Origin of the sequence: Halogeometricum sp. S1BR25-6 (genome assembly GCF_031624495.1) — an archaeon.
Taxonomy (GTDB): domain Archaea; phylum Halobacteriota; class Halobacteria; order Halobacteriales; family Haloferacaceae; genus Halogeometricum; species Halogeometricum salsisoli.
In genome coordinates, this window is record NZ_JAMQOP010000003.1 from 301,436 (window position 1) to 318,895 (window position 17,460).

Annotated in this window: 14 protein-coding genes; 6 read left to right on the top strand and 8 right to left on the bottom strand. The window is 66.3% G+C overall.

The genetic code is table 11. From position 1 onward, the window contains the following. Positions 1–189 precede the first annotated feature (189 nt). Complete coding sequence (locus NDI76_RS16540) at positions 190–1,185, top strand: 2-keto-3-deoxygluconate permease (protein ID WP_310925243.1); 996 nt, start codon at positions 190–192, stop codon at positions 1,183–1,185. Between the two features lie 374 nt (positions 1,186–1,559). Here NDI76_RS16540 and NDI76_RS16545 read toward each other — a convergent pair whose 3' ends face one another. From NDI76_RS16545 to NDI76_RS16560, 4 genes are all read right to left on the bottom strand, one after another. Then, entirely contained in the window at positions 1,560–2,075 is a 516-nt protein-coding gene (locus tag NDI76_RS16545; RefSeq protein ID WP_310925244.1) for a gamma carbonic anhydrase family protein, read from the bottom strand. A gap of 30 nt (positions 2,076–2,105) precedes the next feature. Then, a complete protein-coding gene (locus NDI76_RS16550) occupies positions 2,106–3,443 on the bottom strand; it encodes a CoA-binding protein (protein WP_310925245.1) in 1,338 nt (445 codons plus the stop codon). 65 nt (positions 3,444–3,508) lie between these two features. After that, positions 3,509–4,054, bottom strand: a complete 546-nt coding sequence (locus tag NDI76_RS16555; RefSeq protein WP_310925246.1) for a helix-turn-helix domain-containing protein — start codon at positions 4,052–4,054, stop codon at positions 3,509–3,511. Between the two features lie 71 nt (positions 4,055–4,125). Further along, positions 4,126–7,290, bottom strand: a complete 3,165-nt coding sequence (locus NDI76_RS16560; protein WP_310925247.1) for an FAD-linked oxidase C-terminal domain-containing protein — start codon at positions 7,288–7,290, stop codon at positions 4,126–4,128. A 223-nt stretch (positions 7,291–7,513) separates the two neighbouring features. Between NDI76_RS16560 and NDI76_RS16565 the strand changes: the two genes are divergently transcribed. After that, positions 7,514–7,912 carry a universal stress protein gene (locus NDI76_RS16565; RefSeq protein ID WP_310925248.1) on the top strand — a complete coding sequence of 133 codons (399 nt, stop codon included), beginning with the start codon at positions 7,514–7,516 and terminating at the stop codon, positions 7,910–7,912. 59 nt (positions 7,913–7,971) lie between these two features. Here NDI76_RS16565 and NDI76_RS16570 read toward each other — a convergent pair whose 3' ends face one another. Further along, complete coding sequence (locus tag NDI76_RS16570) at positions 7,972–9,432, bottom strand: YjiH family protein (protein WP_310925249.1); 1,461 nt, start codon at positions 9,430–9,432, stop codon at positions 7,972–7,974. Between the two features lie 314 nt (positions 9,433–9,746). Between NDI76_RS16570 and NDI76_RS16575 the strand changes: the two genes are divergently transcribed. Continuing rightward, positions 9,747–10,976 (top strand): FAD-dependent monooxygenase, encoded by a 1,230-nt coding sequence (locus tag NDI76_RS16575; protein WP_310925250.1) that lies wholly within the window; start codon positions 9,747–9,749, stop codon positions 10,974–10,976. Positions 10,977–11,064: 88 nt separating this feature from the next. On the opposite strand, the gene NDI76_RS16580 is transcribed toward NDI76_RS16575, so the two are convergent. Beyond that, a complete protein-coding gene (locus NDI76_RS16580) occupies positions 11,065–11,385 on the bottom strand; it encodes a hypothetical protein (protein WP_310925251.1) in 321 nt (106 codons plus the stop codon). 123 nt (positions 11,386–11,508) lie between these two features. Between NDI76_RS16580 and NDI76_RS16585 the strand changes: the two genes are divergently transcribed. Then, complete coding sequence (locus NDI76_RS16585; protein WP_310925252.1) at positions 11,509–12,387, top strand: fumarylacetoacetate hydrolase family protein; 879 nt, start codon at positions 11,509–11,511, stop codon at positions 12,385–12,387. Between the two features lie 21 nt (positions 12,388–12,408). Here the strand turns inward: NDI76_RS16585 and NDI76_RS16590 are convergent, their stop codons facing one another. Continuing rightward, the gene (locus tag NDI76_RS16590; RefSeq protein WP_310925253.1) at positions 12,409–12,837 is read right to left on the bottom strand and encodes an acyl-CoA thioesterase; all 429 of its coding nucleotides are present in this window, start codon (positions 12,835–12,837) and stop codon (positions 12,409–12,411) included. 746 nt (positions 12,838–13,583) lie between these two features. On the opposite strand from NDI76_RS16590, the gene NDI76_RS16595 reads away from it, so the two are divergent. Further along, the gene (locus NDI76_RS16595; protein ID WP_310925254.1) at positions 13,584–14,141 is read left to right on the top strand and encodes a hypothetical protein; all 558 of its coding nucleotides are present in this window, start codon (positions 13,584–13,586) and stop codon (positions 14,139–14,141) included. Positions 14,142–14,224: 83 nt separating this feature from the next. Next, complete coding sequence (locus NDI76_RS16600) at positions 14,225–15,427, top strand: MFS transporter (RefSeq protein ID WP_310925255.1); 1,203 nt, start codon at positions 14,225–14,227, stop codon at positions 15,425–15,427. A gap of 272 nt (positions 15,428–15,699) precedes the next feature. Here NDI76_RS16600 and NDI76_RS16605 read toward each other — a convergent pair whose 3' ends face one another. Beyond that, a complete protein-coding gene (locus NDI76_RS16605) occupies positions 15,700–17,091 on the bottom strand; it encodes an FAD-dependent oxidoreductase (RefSeq protein WP_310925256.1) in 1,392 nt (463 codons plus the stop codon). Positions 17,092–17,460: the final 369 nt, after the last annotated feature.

Here is a 17,460-nt window from a genome sequence, read left to right on the forward strand (position 1 = left end):
TTCCGGGAGCGTCGTCTCTCTGACGTCCGGCGATACGCTTTCGTTCCCTTCCGTAACATACTTTAATCAACATTCAGTACGAGCAATCAGAATGCTTGCCAAGACAGCCCACGGTCGGAGAGGCTGCCGTGACTCCGTCGCGACGGCCGCACAGACGCGAATCGGCGGACTCGACGGCGGTGGACGGCCATGAAGATAAAGCAGACGATAGAGCGGATTCCGGGCGGGATGATGGTCGTCCCTCTGATACTGGGCGCGCTCACGAACACGTTCTTCCCGCAGGCGCTGGAGATAGGCGGCTTCACCACGGCGCTCCTGAAAGACGGGGCGCTTCCCCTCATCGCCGCGTTCCTCGTGTGTATGGGCGCGGGCATCACGGTCGACGAGGCGCCGCAGGCGCTGAAGCAGGGGGCGGCTATCACGGCCTCGAAGTTCGTCGTCGGGATGGGCATCGGTCTCCTCGTGGCTACCTTCCTCGGAAACAGTCTGCTGGGACTCTCCTCTCTGGCCATCATCGCGGCGATGACCAACACGAACGGCGGTCTGTACGCCGCGCTCGTGGGAGAGATGGGCGACGAGACGGACGTCGGCGCGATATCCATCATCTCGGTCAACGACGGCCCGTTCCTCACGATGGTCGCGTTGGGGACGGCCGGCATCGCCTCGATTCCGCTGCTCGACCTGCTTGCGGTCGTCGTTCCCATCCTCATCGGCATGATACTGGGCAACCTCGACGACGACATGCAGGAGTATCTCACCAGCGCGGGCCCGGTGCTCATCCCCTTCTTCGCCTTCCCGCTCGGGGCGGGCATCGACTTCACCATGCTCGTCACCGCCGGCGCGGCGGGCATCCTGCTGGGCGTCGTCACGGTCCTCGTCGGCGGCGCGTTCAACATCCTCGCCGACCGCGTTTCGGGCGGGACGGGCGTGGCCGGCGCCTCCGCGTCGAGTACGGCCGGGAACGCGGTGGCGACGCCCGAAGCCGTCGCCGTCGCCGACCCGGCGCTGCGGCAGGCGGCCGCCGTGGCGACGCCACAGGTCGCTGCCTCGACTATCGTGACGGCGCTGCTCGCCCCCGTGTTGGCCAGTTTCGTCCACGACCGGGTGTACGACGACGAGGCGGGACCGGCCGACGACGCCGGTCCCGCCCAACCGAGTCAGACGTCGGCCGCCGGAAACGAGTGACACGCCCGGATGCGCGAGACGTCGAGGCGTCGTAGCGAACGCGCTTCTTCGGGGATTGGATTTTTCTGGAGTTTCGAATCTTGAATCGGTAGACATCGCACTCTGTTTTCGGATATAGGTTCGAGGAGTCAATACAGGCTGCTCTGAACCGACTATCACAAACAAAAGTCGAAGGGTGCAGTTTGAATACAAATATCGTCTGTTTCGGCGTGTGAATTGTGATTGCGGAGCGAAACGAACGTAATCAGTCGTGTTTCGGTCTCAGTTCAAACGACGGCTGTATCGTGGTCTCTGGAGTTGATTAGTCGAAGAACGTTTCACCGTAGAACATTCGCGGGTAGAACTTTCGTTTCGAACTCGCTCTTGAACGGTCGTTACTCCGTCGAACCGGTCCCCTCGACGTCGTCCGCTCGGAACCGTTGACCGAGTTCGACGTAATGGCGGTGCGTCTCGCCGATCTGTTTGAGTTGGTCGTCGGTCAGCGGGCGCGTCTCGGCGGGGACGCCGTAGGCCATGTGGCCCTCCGGAATCCGCTGGTCCTGCCGGACGACGGCGTTGGCGGCGACGATGCAGTTCGACTCTACGACGGCGCCGCCCATCACCGAACTCCCCATCCCGACGAGCGAGTGGTCGGCTACCTCGGCGAAGTCGACGACGGCGCCGTGGCCGACGGTCACCTCGTCGCCCAGCGTCGCGCCGTGAAGCATCGTGAACTCCTGAACGTTCGTCTCCCGGCCGACGTCGACGGGCCCCTCGTCGCCCCGCATGCAGACGAACGGCCAGACGCTCGCCTCCTCTTCGATAGCCACGTCGCCGACGAGGTACGCCATCTCCGAGACGAACGCGCCGTCTTCGACTACGGGCGCGGCGCCCGCGAACTCGTGTCGCATGGTGACGCCTCTCGCGCCGCGGACTAAAGCCTACTCCTCGTTCGGAATCGACTCGATGAGGGCGGCGACGGCCTGCGCGCCGCGTTCGGGCGTATCGAACGTCGGGATACCCGCCGCCTCCATCTGCCGCCGTTCCTCCGCGAAGGCGTGGGCGGGGCCGGCGACGGTGAACAGAACCGGCTTGTCCACCTCGTCTGCGAGCGTCGCCAGTTCCTCGACGGGGTAGCCCAAGGAATCCTCGTATATTTCGTAGACCGAGACGATGTCGACGTTGTCGTCGCGGGCGACGATGTCGACCACCTCGCCGAACTCGGGCATCGGGCGGCCGGTGTCGACAGGATTCTCCTCGTAGGTGATGCCGAGGAGCACGTCGTCCAGTTGCTCTCGCGTCTCCGGGGTCAACTCGGGGAAGTTCGCGCCGACGCCGTCGAGGTGGTCGGCGACGATGATGCCCGGTCCCGCCTGCGCCGTCACGAGTCCGACGTTCGGACCGTCCGGCGTCGGCGAGTCCGCGAGCACCCGACCGGCGTCGATGAGTTCCGTCGTCGAGTCGACGGACACCACGCCGGCGCGGTCGAACGCCTCCTCGTAGACGCCGTTCTCCTGTGCGGGGGCCGCCGTGTGCGCCCGCACGAACTCCGAGACGTCGTTCTCGCCGACTTTCAGCGCGGCGATGGGGGTGTCGGCCGCCTGGCAGGCCTCGAACAATCTCTCGGTGTCTTCGGTGCCCTCGACGTGCAGGAGTATCGCGTCGGTCTTCGGGTCGGCGTCGAGTTCCGGAATGAGGTCCGCGAATTCGGTGTTCACGCGGTTGCCGAGACCGAACATCGCCGAGATGCCGTACTCCTCGCGGGTGAGGTGGAACGACGCCGTGATGGCGACGCCGGCGCTCTGCGCTGCGATGGCGACGTTGCCGGCGTCCACGTCGCGGATGCGCGGGACGAACGACCCGTACAGGTTCTGATGGGGAAGCGCGTACCCCGCCGTGTTCGGTCCGAGGACGGAGATGTCGTACTCGGTGGCGACGTCCGCGACGGCGTCTTGCAGTTCCGCCCCCTCGCCCCCCATCTCCGCGAACCCGCCGGCGAAGATGACGGCGGCGCCGATGCCCGCCTCGCCGCACTCTTCGAGCACGTCCGGTTGCAGGTGTCGAGGGACGCAGAGGAGGGCGACGTCCGCGTCCGCCTCGGCGACGGAGTCGACGAACTCGTAGCCGTAGACGGTCCCCGACCCCGACGGGTTTACGGGGTAGACGTCGGTGTCGGCGGCTTCGACGTTCGACATCGCGTCGTTCCCGAGTTTGCCGGGCGTCGACGACGCGCCGACGACGGCGATACCCTCCGGTTCGAAGAAGTCGGATAGACTCATGCGAAGACGTATCCGGTCGTTCACAATAAACGCTCTTGTCTTTCGTCGCGCTCCCGATTAGGTCGTTACTCGCCGTGTTCGAGATACCGCCGCCCCTCCTCGGTTTCGGCGAGGATGTCGTCGAAGATGGCCGCTTCGGTCCGGAACTTGTGGACGCTGTGGAGCATCGTGTTGTGGAACTCGCTTATCAGGTCGCCGTGAGACTTGAAGAACTCGTGGACCCACCGCTCCATCCGGTCGTCGCTTCGGAACTGGATGACGACGTGCCAGTGGTAGTTGCTGTCGGCGGTGAAGAACATGAGGACGTGCGGGTCCTCGACCAACGCTTCGTAGCAGTCGCGCCAGTGCTCCTCGAAGTTGGGGAAGTTGAACGCGATGCGGAACAGGTAGTGGCGGAACAGTTCCCGGTTCGGGAGGACGATTTCGCGGAACACCTCCTCGTCGGCCATCGCGCGGAGAATCTCGTTGACGCGGTTGTGCGACAGCGAGATGCCGTACTCGATTTCGAGTATCCGGCTGAGTTCGCGCGTCGACGCCGTCGGGTAGTCCACCCGCGCCTTGAGAATCGCGATGTCGCGCGGGGAGACGTCGAACGAGTCGTCGTCGGTCATGCTCCCTCCTTCGCCGAGTCCTCACAAAAAGCCTCGGCAGCGGTGGCGGCGACGACGGCGTCTGTCCGCCGTCAGTCGGACCGGTCGGGGAGCGCCTGCGCCAGCAGTTCCACCGGCGTCGGCGGTCCCTCGCGGTCCGCGTCGGTACCGGCGAGCGAACTGTCGGCGGGGACGGGGTCGACTCGGCTGTCGCCCAACTGCGTCCGACAGGACGTCCCCGGCGCCGTGACGACGCGAGCGTCGCTCTCCTCGATTTGCTCGACGAGGATGTCCGCGATGGAGCGACTCAGCGAGTAGTGCTCGGCCTCGTAGCCGAACGTGCCCGCCATCCCGCAACAACCCGAGTCGAGGGGGTCCACCTCGTATCCTGCCCGTCGGAGGGCGCCGACGGCGTGGTGGTCCTTCTTCTCGGCCTTCTGGTGGCAGTGGCCGTGGTAGGCGACCGATTCCTCGGGCGTCGCCCACTTGACGTCGTCGACGAGACGGAACGTATCGAGGTACTCACAGAGACCGTAGGCGTTCGCGGCCACCGTCTCGACCGCTTGCTCCGAGGAGAGGTCCAGCGCGTCCGACTGGAACATCACCGCGTCGGAGGGTTCGGCGAGGACGACGTCCCAGCCCTCGCGGACGTAGGGCGAAAGCGCCGCCGCGTTCGCCTCGACCCGGTCGCGGGCGCGGTCGACGAACCCCTTCGACAGCGCCGGCCGGCCGCTGTCCGTCCTGTCGGCGACGTCGACGGCGACGCCCGCGGCTTCGAGGACGCGGACCGCCGCCTTCCCCACCTCGGGGTGCGCGTAGTTGGTGTACGTGTCCGCGAAGAGGACGGCCTTACGCTCGTCGTCTGAGCCGACGCCGCCCGCGCCGCGCGCCGTCCGCGCGTCGGCCGCGCGCTCCCGGGAGTCGAACGGACCGCCCCGCGCCTCGAACCAGTCTGCGAGGGTCTCCCGTCGGAACGCGGGGAGGTCCCGTTCGCGGGCGATGCCGACCAGTTCCTCCCCGAGGCGGTCCGCGCCGGGCAGCGACTGCGCGAGGTTCGAGACGGGAGCGAGTGCGCTCCCGACCGACGCCAGCGTGTCGAACTCGGCGAACAGCCTGTCTCGGAGGCTCGCACCGTGTTTCTGATGTCGCTCGTGCATCACCTCGGTCTTCAGTTTCGCCACGTCGACGCCGCTGGGGCAGTCGTTCTTGCAGCCCTTACAGCCGATACAGAGGTCGAGCACCTCCTCGGCGAACTCGTCGTCGGTCGGGTCGTCGGGCAGGTCGCCGCTGACGGCCTGTCGGAGCAGGTTCGCGCGCCCGCGCGTGGACGTTATCTCCTCGTCGGCAGCGCGGTAGGTGGGGCACATCACGCCGCCCGTCGTCTCCTGGGAGCCACGGCAGCCGCCGCAGCCGTGACAGAGTTCGACCATCCCTTGCATCCCGTTCTCGTTCTCCCAGTTCAGCGACGGGTCGAACCCGAGGTCGTAGTCGTACTCGTCGTCGTACCGGAGGTTCTCCAGCATGTCGTGGTCGCCGCAGACGTTCCCCGGATTCAGGAGCCAGTCGGGGTCGAACGCGGTCTTGAGGTCGCGGAAAGTGTTCCAGATATTTTCGCCGTACAGCTTCCGGTTCCACTGCGTCCGCGCCCGCCCGTCGCCGTGTTCGCCCGACACCGACCCGCCGAACTCGACGACCATGTCAGTCACCGCGTCGGCGATGACCTCCATGTCCTCTCTGTCCTTCGAACCCTTCGTGTTCACGAGGGGGCGGACGTGGAGGACGCCCGGCCCGGCGTGCGCGTAGAACGCCGCGTCCACGTCGCGGCCCAGTTCGGAGAGCAGCGACTGGAAGCGCTCGACGAACTCAGGGAGATGTTCGGGCGGGATGGCGCAGTCCTCGATGAAGCTGATGTGCTTCTCGTCGGAGGTTCGCGAGAGCAGAATCGGAAGCCCCGCCTTCCGGAGCGTCCAGAACATCCCTCGCTTCTCCTCGTCGTGGGCCTCCAGCCCCGCGAACGCGAGCGTCTCGTCCGTCGACGGTCGCTCGCCCGCAGTGGGTGCCGGAACCTCCGTCTCGGCCCCTGGCGCCCGGTCGGCGAGGAGTCCCGCGGTCAGTTCTCTCCCCTCCTCGGCGTCGTCGGCGTAGAACTCCACGAGCAGGCCGGCCTCCGCGCCGTCGGGGACGAGCGACGCCGCCTCCGCGAACTCCGCGCGGTCGCGGGCGAGTCCGAGGAGCACGTCGTCGACGAGTTCGACCGCCGCGGGGTCGTGTTCGAGGACGTGTTGGACGTCGGTGACGGCGTCGAGCACGCTCTCGTAGAACAGCAGCGAGACGGCCTTCGTCTCCGGGACGGGTTCGAGCGATACCTCGGCCTCGGTGACCGTCGCGAGCGTTCCCTCGCTGCCCGCGAGCAGGCGGGCGAGGTTGACCGTCCCCGACTCGGCCTCCTCGACCAACACGTCGAGGTTGTAGCCCGAGACGTTCCGCTTCAGGTCGGGGAATCGCTCGGAGACTTCTTCGGCTTCCTCGTCCAGAATCCGGACGACCTCGTGATAAACGCGGTCGAGAAGCGACCCTTCGGGGTCGGCCGACGCGCGGAGGTCCTCGACGGACACCTCGCCGAACGTCTCGACGGAGCCGTCGGCCAAGACGACCTCGCACTCCTCGACGTAGGCGTCGGTCTTGCCGTACTTTAACGAGTGCGCGCCGGTGGAGTTGTTGCCGATGGCGCCGCCGATGGCGCTTCGGTCGCCGGCGGCCGGGTCGGGCGCGAACTTCAGTCCGTGCGGCGCCAGTTCGGCGTTCAGGTCGCCGAGCACCGCCCCGGCCTCGACGCGGGCGCGGCGGTCGTCGGCGTCTATCGACACGACGCCGTCCATGTAGCGCGTGAAGTCGAGGACGACGGCCTCGTTGACCGCCTGACCGGCGAGGCTGGTACCCCCGCCGCGCGGCAGGAGCGGAATCTCCCGCTCGGCGCAGTAGGCCGTTACGGCGGCCACGTCGTCGGTCGAGGCTGGGAAGACGACGCCGACGGGCGTCACCTCGTAGGCGCTGGCGTCCGTCGCGTACATCTGTCGCGTGTACGTGTCGAAACGTACGTCGCCGTCGACGCGTCCCTCGATGTCCTCGACGAGGTCCGGCCGGGCCACCTCCCCGGACGTGAACTCGTACGTCGCCCGCGGGTCCTCCCGCCCGTCGACGGTGTCGGCCCTCGCGTCGGGCGCCTCGTCCGGCGCCGCGTTCGGATTCGTCGTCATCGGCGGCGGCGCACCTCTCGACCGGCACCGCCGTCGTTCCGGGCTCGACCGTCCGCCGCCGTCGTTTCGGGCTCGACTCCACCGCCGCGCGTGCGAACCACGACCATGTCGTGTGCCGCTTCCGGTGCGCCGGGCATAAGTATTGCCTCACGCGGTGCCGGCAGGTGAGAGTCGGGGCGAACGACTATGCCCGTCGGAGCCGTCGTCGCCGATACTCCGAGCCATGACGACGATACTGCTCTGCGCCGACACCGACGTCGAACGGGTCACGGACCAGGTCGAATCGCTCACGACGCTGCCGCTCGACCCCGACCGCGTCCGCGTCGTCGTCTACCACGTCTTCCGCGCGGACGGGGACGCGGCGGACGCGAGGAAGCTCAAATCGGTCGGCCGAGCGACCGAGGCGCTGGAGGCGGCGGGGTTCGAGGTGGCGGTCGAACAGTCGAGCGGCGACGCAATCGAAGAGATTCTCGACGCGGCCGAGGCGTTCGGCGCGGACCTGCTCAGCCTCGCCGGGCGGCGGAAGTCCCCGACGGGGAAGGCGCTGTTCGGGAGCGTCGCACAGCGGGTGGCGCTGCGGTCGGACCGCCCGGTGCTGTTCTGTTCGGCCGCGTCCGACTGAACGGGGGAACGGGCGGGAAGCCGTTCGGAGACGGTCGTCGACGCGGCGCCGCGAACCGCCTACAGCAGGCCGAGGAACACCGCACCGTGGATGAGCGCCGCCGTGATGGGGATGAGAAGCAGCGTCCGCATCACGAACAGCGCGAACAGGTCGCGAAAGCGGATAGGGATGTCGTCGAACATGTCGACCATCATCGGCGCCGAGGCGGCGAAGAAGATGGCCTGCGAACTCACCACGATGACGACGAACACGCGCGTGATGAAGTCGGCGCCGACGGCGAACGTCGCGCCGATGAACATCTCCGCGCCGCCGAGGATGACCGAGGTGGCCGCCATCTGCGCGTCGGGGATGCCGAGCGCCGAGAGGACGGGGACCAAGGGCGTCCCCAGAATCTCGAACACCGGCGTGTAGATGTTGAGCACCATCGCCACCATCGCGATGGCGAGGACCGTACCGAGTATCATCCCGTTCAGCTTCAGCCCGTCGACCAGCCCCTCGAAGGAGGCGCGCGGAATCGAGGCGCCTTCATCGGCGGTCCGGACGGCCTCGTTGAACGCGAAGCGGACGTACTCCGTGGGCGTCCCGCTGAACTCCGGTTCCGGGTCCGGTTCGGCGACGTACTCGGCCGGCACCGACGACAGCGGGGGCACCCGGACGAGGACGACGGCGACGGCGACGACGGCGATGAGATACAGGAGGACGACGACGGGGAAGACGTGCAGGATTTCGAGCACGGCGGCGATGGCGCCGACGGTGCCGAGGTTGCCGGTGGCGAAGCAAGTGCAGATGACGAACACCTCGCGCTTGTCGTAGCCGCCGCGGTCGAACACGTTCCGCGTGAGGTAGTAGCCGATACTGAACGACCCGAGCCACGAGGCGGCGCCGTCGAGGGCCGACCGGCCCGGAAGGTCGAACAGCGGGTTCATCACCGGTTGGGCCAGCGTCCCGACGAACTGGAGGCCGCCGAGTTCCGCGAGGAGGTTGACGAAGACGGCGCCGATGGGGATGACGAGCGCGACGGTCAGGAGGAGGCCACCCCAGACGATACCGGAGGTGTCGCCGTTGAACAGCCACTCCGGGCCGACGCCGAGCAGGATGGGAACCGCGAAGCAGACGCCCGCGACGCGGAAGAACCAAAACAGGTTCGACGTGCGCCAATAGTCGAGGTCGGTGCGAGCGACGAGTCCGCCCTCTCGGTCCAGATAGCCGTGGTGAGTCGCCATCGAAAGCGTCGTCAACACGGCGCCCGCGGCGATGAGCGCGAAGGTGAAGTACTCCAAGAGCGTCGGGAACGCCCCCTGTATGAGCCCGACGAGAACGTCGAGCGGAATCGTCGTCTGCCCGTTCCACTGGACCGGAAACAGAAAGAAGAACGAGCCGGTGACGAACGCGAGGAGGAACTTCAACAGCGGACCCCGCTTTTCGGTTATCAACCCGACGTCGTCGATGGACTTCTGGGCGGGCTCGGCGTTCTCGCCCGGCGTGTGCTCGTCATTCTCCCACGCAGTGCTGCCGAACATGGTCCACCAGTAACGACCGTTAACAATAAATCCGTCGGCTTGGAGCGGCCGCCTTCGGAGATTACATCTATCGAAGTAAGAGCGTGATACAGAACATTGTACCTCTCACCCACCCATTTTGAGTTCTTTGTAATATATACCGTGGTTCGTTCCAGAGCGGCAGTCAAACCCGGCGAACGAGCAGATATCTAAACGTCACACCCATACGGCTGTAACATCGCGGCGTCGCCGCCGAAGGTTTTCCGACGGGAGTTCGAGAGCGGGACGATATTGTGACCACAACGATTATGGTAGTTTGTGCCTCAGTTCCCGTCATGAGCGGCGAAACGACAGACGATTCCGTACTGATAGCCGGTGCCGGACCGGTCGGGATGACGACCGCGCTCGCGCTGCACGCGCGAGGAGTCGACGCCACCATCCTCGAAGCCGAATCGGCGGACCGCGACCGGTCGGGGAGTCGCGCCATCTACGTCCACGGCTCGACGCTCCGGACGCTCGAACGGGTGAGCCCCGGACTCGGAACGGACCTCGTCGAGGAGGGACTGGTGTGGCCGACGCGGCGCACCTGCTGGCGGGGCAAAGAAGTGTTCTCGCGGACGTACGACACGCCCGGCGGCCACGGCGACATCCCGCACTTCACCAGCGTCCCGCAGGTGCGCACGGAGGAGTACATGCACGAGGCCCTCGACGAGGCCGGTATCGACATCCACTGGGACGCCGGGGTCGAGACGGTCGAGTCGTCCCCCGAGGGCGTCCGCGTCGAGACGGCCGACGGCCGCGAGTGGGAGGCGCCCTACCTCGTCGGCGCCGACGGCGGCGGGTCGACCGTCCGTTCGGAGATCGGTGCGAACTTCGAGGGCGACCAGTCGGAGAACTCCTTCATCGTCGCCGACGTCGAGGAGGTCGAAGAGGACCCCCGCCCCTTGGAGCGACTGTTCCACTACGACGACCCCTCGGTCGGCGGGCGGAACGTCCTCCTCGTCCCCTTCACGGGCGGGTGGCGCCTCGACATCCAGTGTCTCGGCGACGACGACGCAGAGGAACTGAGCGGCGACGGACAGATGCGCGAGTTCGTCCGCACGGTGATGGGCGAACGCTACGTCGACAACATCACCTGGGTGTCCACCTACAAGTTCCTGCAGGTGATGGCCGACACGTTCGTCGACGAGCACCGCCGGGTCCTCTTGGCCGGCGAGGCCGCCCACCTCCTCGCGCCGTTCGGCGCGCGGGGGATGAACTCGGGCATCGCGGACGCCGACGAGGCCGCTTCGGCCGTCGCCGTCGCCCTGCGGTCGCGGACCGACGGCGTCGCGCGCGACGAGGTCGAACTGTACGCCGCCCGCCGAGAGAAGGCGGCGAAGTACAACATGGAGGCCGCGGGGCAGGCGCTCGAATATCTTCAGGGCGACGACCCCGAGACGGTCCTCCGCAAGGAGGCCGCCGCGGCGATAGCCGACTACTTCGAACCCGCCGGCGAGTATCTCGACGACGCGCCCTACGGCCCGCACGGCGCACCACCCATCGTCACCACCGGGAACTACTGAGAACCGACGACCGGGCGGTCGCTCCGACTCGCTCGTTTTTCTCGCCCGTCGCGCAAGAAGAGCGTCGCGTCCGCAGTCGCCGCGTCGGTTACAAGTCGAGTTTCTTCGCCACCCAGTGGTCGCGAGCGGCGAGCACCATCTCCTCGTCGTCCGCGAACGCCGTCGTCTCGGCGATGAACTCATCCCACGCGCCGGTCGGCACCTGTTCGAGTTCCGCGGCCGAGGAGACGTCCGACGGACTGGCCGCGACCATCTCCTCGAAGTCGTCGAACTCGGTGTACTCGGCCATGAACGCCTCGTCGAACACGTCTTCGATGGGTATCTCCGAACCGATGTCGTGGACGTCCGACGCCTCGGGCACGTCGTCGGCAGACGCCACCGTCGACTCTAGGTCGGTATCGAGTGCCATACCGGATGCAGTGCGCCGACCGTAATAAAATCTCCTTCGGCGCGCCGAACGCTCGACGACTACGGACCGCTCCGCCTACGGAGACCACCACCCTTTATTAGCGTCTCGACCGCACGTCTGTCCATGCGCTTCGTCAGATACGACGACGGACAGTTAGGTCTGCTCACCGACGACGGCACCGGCGTCATCGACCTCGGCGACCGACTCGACCTCGACGGCCGCGAACCGCTCCTCGACTACGTGGAGGGCGACTACGACGCCGAACAGTACGCCGACGAGGACCCCGACCACGACGTTGAGGACGTCGATCTGCTGTCGCCCGTCGGCCGGCCCGGCAAGGTCATCGCCGCGCCGCTGAACTACGAGAACCACATCGAGGAGGCGCTTTCGGACCGCGACATCACCACCGACGAGTGGTTCTCCATCAAGGACAAAGGCTACTTCCTGAAGGCGCCCTCCAGCGTCGTCGGCCCGGACCACGGCGTCGAACTGCCGTTCTCGGACCGCCGGACGGACCACGAGATAGAACTCGCGTTCGTGATGGGCGAGGAGGCCAAGGACGTCGACGCCGAGGACGCGTGGGACCACATCTTCGGCTACACCATCCTGCTCGACATCTCGCTGCGCGGCGACCAAGACCGCTCGAACCGCAAATCCTACGACACCTTCACCGTCGTCGGACCGTGCGTCGTCACCGCCGACGAGATAGACGACCCCCAGGACCTCCAGATGGAACTGCAACTCAACGGCGAACGACGCCAGTACGAGAACACGGGCGATATGGTGTACACCTGCGCCGACGTCGTCCAGTACGCCTCCCTCGGCGCGACGCTCGAAGCGGGCGATATCATCACGACGGGGACGCCGGAGGGCGTCAGCGAACTCTCCGACGGCGACACCATCGAGGCCGAGATAGAGGACGTCGGCAGTATGACCGTCGACGTGACGGGCCGGGACGTCAGCTACGAGGACGCGAACGTCCAGAAGGGCGGCCAGGAGTAATCATACGCGGCCGCGGGTCGGTCAGTCGTCTCCGTCCTCGTCTCCCTCTTCGGCCGCGTACTCCGACAGCGCCGCCCGGAGGTCGTCAGGGAGTTCCATCGAACCCTGCCCGTCGGCGGGGGCGCAGACGCGCTGTTCGTAGCCGGTGAACGCCACCTCGCCGTTCGAGCGCGCGACGTACTCGAACCGAACGCTTCGGTTCCCGAGGTCCGGTGTCAGTTCGACGGTCACCTCGTCGCCCGCCTCCACCGGCCGCTCGAACTCGAAGTTCATCTCGACGAGCGGCAGTCCGTAGCCGTGCTCCTCAACGATCTCCCAGTACGGGAATCCGATGTCCTGCATGAACATGTCGGACGTCTCGTGCATCGCGTCGACGATGCGCGGATAGTGGGCGATACCGAAGGAGTCGGCGTCCGAGAACCGGACGGTCCAGACGCGTTCGTACGTCACGCTCGGACCTCCGGTCGCGTCGCGCGGGTCGCTCTCGACGGCGACCCGGTGGTTGTCGTTCGAGTCACGGAAGTCCCTTTTCCCGGCACTCAAAAGAGTGTTTCTCTCGCCTCTCCTGGCGGAGCGACGACGCGTTCGCCGACATCGAACGAACTGCACGGTCGAGGAGCGAATCGGAGGGAAGAACGCACCCGAGAGGCGAGCGTACGGCGCCAGAGGCGTGGTACCGGCTCTCGGTTCCGAAATCGCCGCGTCGCGGAGAAGAAATGTTCGATTACACCGAACAAAAGGGAGCGGAGACCGCGGGCCGGAGATGAAATGAAACCGAGATTCCCGGAATCAGGGTAGAGAGAAGACGCCGGAACGGTGTCGAGCGATTCGGCGGGTGATCGACGACCGTAGGGAGACGGATTTTTGGCATTCTATTACATAACTAGTTTTGTAATATCCATCCTCAGATTCCAAACGGTCACTCGGCGGTTCGGTGAGGTCGAACGCTACGAGGGAGAACGCTCGTTCGGCGTCGCCGCGGAACACGGCGACGACCCGTCGTGCGAACCACCCGTGAGTCTTTCGAGCGACCTGACTTCGTCTCGGCGTCGTATGGTTCTCATATCCGAAATATAGTTTCGTATATCGAATTTCGGACTGATATTTGCGAATTTCAGACACACATAGGTCGGAGAGGAAATCTGCCATGGACGCGTTTCGACGCCGTTTTCCGACGCTGCCCGAAGGTGTACCCGATGGACTTCGAGACAGACCGCCGCCAATTCCTGGAACTCGCCGGGACCGGAACCGCCCTCTCGCTCGCCGGTTGTAGCGCGCTCCAAGACGACGCCGCCCAGCAGACGACGACCACCGGAGCGGGCGAAAGCGGCGACGGCTCCCGACGAGTGGCCGTCACCGTACAACCCGACCAACAGAAACTCCAGCAGCGACGCCAGGAGATCCAGTCCGAACTCTCCTCCGGGAACGTCTCCCGGTCGGAGGCGCAACAGCAGTACCAGACGGCGCAGCAGGAACTGCTCACCCAGGCCGTCGACTCCTTCCGCCAGCGCGCCGACTCGACCTCGAACCTCAGCGTCGTCGGCGCGGTCGAGCAGTTCGGAATCATCCTCATCGCCGGGGCACCGGCCGCCCTCATCGACTCGCTGTCGTTCGAGACGGTGAACGCGCTGCTCCCGCAGGAGACGTTCCAGCAGGCGAAGTCGCAGGCCCAGCAGGGAAGCGGAACCGGGACCGCGGGCTCGGGCGCGAGCGCGACCGCGGTCGGGGATTCGACCGAGACGCCCTCTAGCTGAACTGTTCCGAACCGGGAGCGCCGACCGCTCCCGCCTCACCGCCTTCGATTAGTTTTACTAGGCCCCGCTCGGACCGGAGGACGATGAGACGCCGCCTCGGCGCGTTGGACACGCTGCTTCTGACCGCGGCCATCTGGTTTCTGGCGAAGTTCGTCCGCTACGCGTTCCCCCCGCTGTTCCCCGAGTTCCAGGCGACCTACGGCGTCTCCAACGGCACCATCGGGCTGGCGTACACCGCGATGATGCTCGTCTACGCCGTCATGCAGTTCCCGTCGGGCGTCCTCGCGGACAGGGTCGGGTCGCCCCGGGTCATCGCCGGCGGCGTGGTCACCGCCGCCCTCGGCGTCTTCGCGCTCTCGCGTCCCGTCTCGTTCCCCCTTCTCGTCGGGGGGATGGTGCTCGTCGGCCTCGGTACGGGCGTCCACAAGACTGTCGCCGTCCGCTTTCTCTCGTCGGTGTACCCCGAGCGGAAAGGGCGCGCGCTGGGCGTCCTCGACACGTTCGGCGCGCTCGGGGGCGTCGTCGCGCCCGCGGCCGTCGTCGCCGTCGCCGGCAGGTACGGGTGGGGGACGCTGTTCTTCGGAAGCGGCGTCGCCGGCCTCCTCCTCGCCGGCGCGTTCCTCGTTCGGACGTCGCCCGCGGAAGCGTCCGGCGGGGGAGAAGAGGGCGGAACGCGTAGCGACGGGAGCGAGACGAATGACCGCGGCGGCGCGTCGCTCGACGATTATCTCGCGCTGTGCGCCGACCGGCGCTTCACCGTGTTCGTGCTCGTCACCGTCGCGTTCTCCTTCACCTACAACGGCGTCGTCGCCTTCCTCCCGCTGTATCTGACCGCTTCGGCGACGGTGAGTTCGACCGTCGCGAACGGGCTCTACAGCGTCCTCTTCGCCGTGAGCTTCGTCCAACTGCTCACGGGCGACCTGAGCGACCGCGTCGGCTCGCTGCGCGTCATCGTCGGAACGCTGACGCTGGCGCTCGTCGGTCTCGTCGGCCTCCTCGTCGGGTCGACGACGCTCGCCCTCGGCGCGTCGGTGGTCGCCTTCGGACTGGGGTCGCACGGCTTCCGCCCCGTCAGGGGCTCCTTTCTAGTCGAGTTGGTGCCCGACTCGCTCGCCGGCGGCGGCCTCGGCGCGGTCCGGACGGTGCTGATGGGGGCCGGCGCCGTCGCCCCCGCCGTCGTTGGCGTCGTCTCCGAACGGGCGTCGTTCGAGGCGGCGTTCGCCCTCCTGGCCGTCTCGCTGGTCGTCGCCGTCGCCGCCTCGGCGGGACTGCTCGCGACCCGGTGACGGCCGAGCGGACGGCTCTCGACGACCCCGAGCCGAGCGGCGCTTCCAGATGAGTGGATACTTCGCAAATTCGCACGTATAATTGAGGATTTTGGAACCGCAAATACAAATTATAGAACCATACGTTTATATACGCCACTACGAGCCGAGCGTTCGGCAGACGAGCGTCGGATGAGAAGCGTAGGTACCATCCGGCGAGCGGGTGCGGATAGTCGCCGAGTCGGTGCGCGTACGACCGCGAAGTGGTAGAGTCGAATCGGGTCGAGTCGCTTTCAGTCGTTCGCGTGCGGCGCCTCCGCGTCCGTCTCCGCGTCCGTATCCGTCTGCTCGGGACGTGGGAAGTTGTCGATGGTGTCGGCGCGGAACGCCTCTTCGTCGAACTCGTACTCCCCGTCGAAGAAGTCCATCAGTGTCCGGGTGTCGCGCATCGCGTTCTTCAGACTGGTCGAGGCGCCCGGCGACGGCGTGATATTGAAGATTATCTCGTCGCCGACGATCTTTGCCTCGCCCATGTCGAGGGCCTTCTCCTCGAGGTTGACGATCTGCGGACGGACGCCGCCGTAGCCCTTCGCGCGTTCGATGTCGTCGATAGTGGCGCTGGGGACGACCTTCTGGACGTGCGGCAGGAATTTCTCGGGACCCACCTTCGGGAGGTCGTAGACGAGGTTCCGGAGGACGTAGGGGAGGAGGATGCGGTCGGCGAGGATGTTGGCGTAACTGAGGAACGCCGCGGCGTTCAGTCCGAACACGTCGAGGAAGTCCTTGACCGTCGAGACGCGGCCGCGTTCGAGCGTTGGAACGAGTTTGGCCGTCGGCCCGAACCGCGTGATGGAGGGGTCGTGGACGTCGGCGTCGCCGTGAATCGCGGCGAACGGGAGCTTCTTCATCTGCAGGGTGTACACCTTCCCGTTCAGGAAGTCGTCGGCGAGGAAGAAACTGCCCGCGATGGGGAGCAACACCGAGTCCTGTCCGTAGCCGAGCGACTTCGCCATCTGGAGGCTGTGCGATCCCGCGGCGACGACAGTCACGTCGGCGTCGAACTTCCCGGCGGTCGTATCGAGCGTGAAGCCCTCGTATCCCTCGGTTATCTCTTCGACCTCCGTGGAGGTGTAGACGTCGACGTTCGCCTCCTCGCGGGCCTCCTCGACGAACGACTGCGAGGTGGCGCCGTAGTCGACGACGTAGCCGTCGGGCGTCTGGAGGGCGAGCAGTTCCTCGTCGGGGTCACGACCCTCGACGACCTTCGGTTCTATCTCGGCGATTTCCTCGCGGTCGATGGGTCGGAGCTTCGGGTACAGGTCGCCGAAGCCCTCCTCGTGGTAGCGCTCTTCGAGGCTCTCGACCTCCTCGTCGCCCACGGCGAGGACCATTTTGCTCCGCTTCGCGTGCATCTCGCGGTCGGGGTCGTGGTTCTCCAGATAGCCCGCGAGCGTCTCTGCACCCCGCTTGACGGACTCGGCCTTCTCGAGTTTGTAGTTCGTCTCGATGTCGCCGAAGTGCAGCGTCTGGGAGTTGTTCGTGTGCTTCGAGTTGATGGCGGCTATCTCTTCTTCTTTCTCGACGAGCGCGATCGATTCGATGTCGGTGAACTTCGCCGTCGTGTAGAGCAGCGAGGCGCCGCTGATGCCGCCGCCGACGATGACGAGGTCGTACGTTCCAGCCATAGTTGGTCCTACCTCGACAGTCGTGCTTCGACCCTTTAACTCGTGCTCTATCGCCTCGAAAAATATCGACAGCCGTTGCACGGCGTATCGACGATAGTCGTCTTCGGCGGTCGCACGGGGTCGACACGAGTCGGACGCCGGGCCGAATTCGGACCGGGTACGGTACCCCCGGCCGCGTTCGCCGTACCCCGGCGATGGTGGTTTCGACCCTCCGTTCGCACTCTCGGACTTCGACGGAGTCCGGAGTTCGGGAGGGGTTTGAGCCGTTCGCAGTTTCTACAAATTGTAGAATTTTCAGAATTTTGGAGATTCGCGCTCACGCTGCCGGCACTCTCTCCCGATACCGGCGCGGGACTCCCCGTACCGCCG

Excerpts from the sequence above, each read along its gene's own strand:
- NDI76_RS16540 (WP_310925243.1), top strand. The coding sequence starts at position 190 with ATGAAGATAAAGCAGACGATAGAGCGGATTCCGGGCGGGATGATGGTC.
- NDI76_RS16545 (WP_310925244.1), bottom strand. The coding sequence starts at position 2,075 with ATGCGACACGAGTTCGCGGGCGCCGCGCCCGTAGTCGAAGACGGCGCG.
- NDI76_RS16550 (WP_310925245.1), bottom strand. The coding sequence starts at position 3,443 with ATGAGTCTATCCGACTTCTTCGAACCGGAGGGTATCGCCGTCGTCGGC.
- NDI76_RS16555 (WP_310925246.1), bottom strand. The coding sequence starts at position 4,054 with ATGACCGACGACGACTCGTTCGACGTCTCCCCGCGCGACATCGCGATT.
- NDI76_RS16560 (WP_310925247.1), bottom strand. The coding sequence starts at position 7,290 with ATGACGACGAATCCGAACGCGGCGCCGGACGAGGCGCCCGACGCGAGG.
- NDI76_RS16565 (WP_310925248.1), top strand. The coding sequence starts at position 7,514 with ATGACGACGATACTGCTCTGCGCCGACACCGACGTCGAACGGGTCACG.
- NDI76_RS16570 (WP_310925249.1), bottom strand. The coding sequence starts at position 9,432 with ATGTTCGGCAGCACTGCGTGGGAGAATGACGAGCACACGCCGGGCGAG.
- NDI76_RS16575 (WP_310925250.1), top strand. The coding sequence starts at position 9,747 with ATGAGCGGCGAAACGACAGACGATTCCGTACTGATAGCCGGTGCCGGA.
- NDI76_RS16580 (WP_310925251.1), bottom strand. The coding sequence starts at position 11,385 with ATGGCACTCGATACCGACCTAGAGTCGACGGTGGCGTCTGCCGACGAC.
- NDI76_RS16585 (WP_310925252.1), top strand. The coding sequence starts at position 11,509 with ATGCGCTTCGTCAGATACGACGACGGACAGTTAGGTCTGCTCACCGAC.
- NDI76_RS16595 (WP_310925254.1), top strand. The coding sequence starts at position 13,584 with ATGGACTTCGAGACAGACCGCCGCCAATTCCTGGAACTCGCCGGGACC.
- NDI76_RS16600 (WP_310925255.1), top strand. The coding sequence starts at position 14,225 with ATGAGACGCCGCCTCGGCGCGTTGGACACGCTGCTTCTGACCGCGGCC.
- NDI76_RS16605 (WP_310925256.1), bottom strand. The coding sequence starts at position 17,091 with ATGGCTGGAACGTACGACCTCGTCATCGTCGGCGGCGGCATCAGCGGC.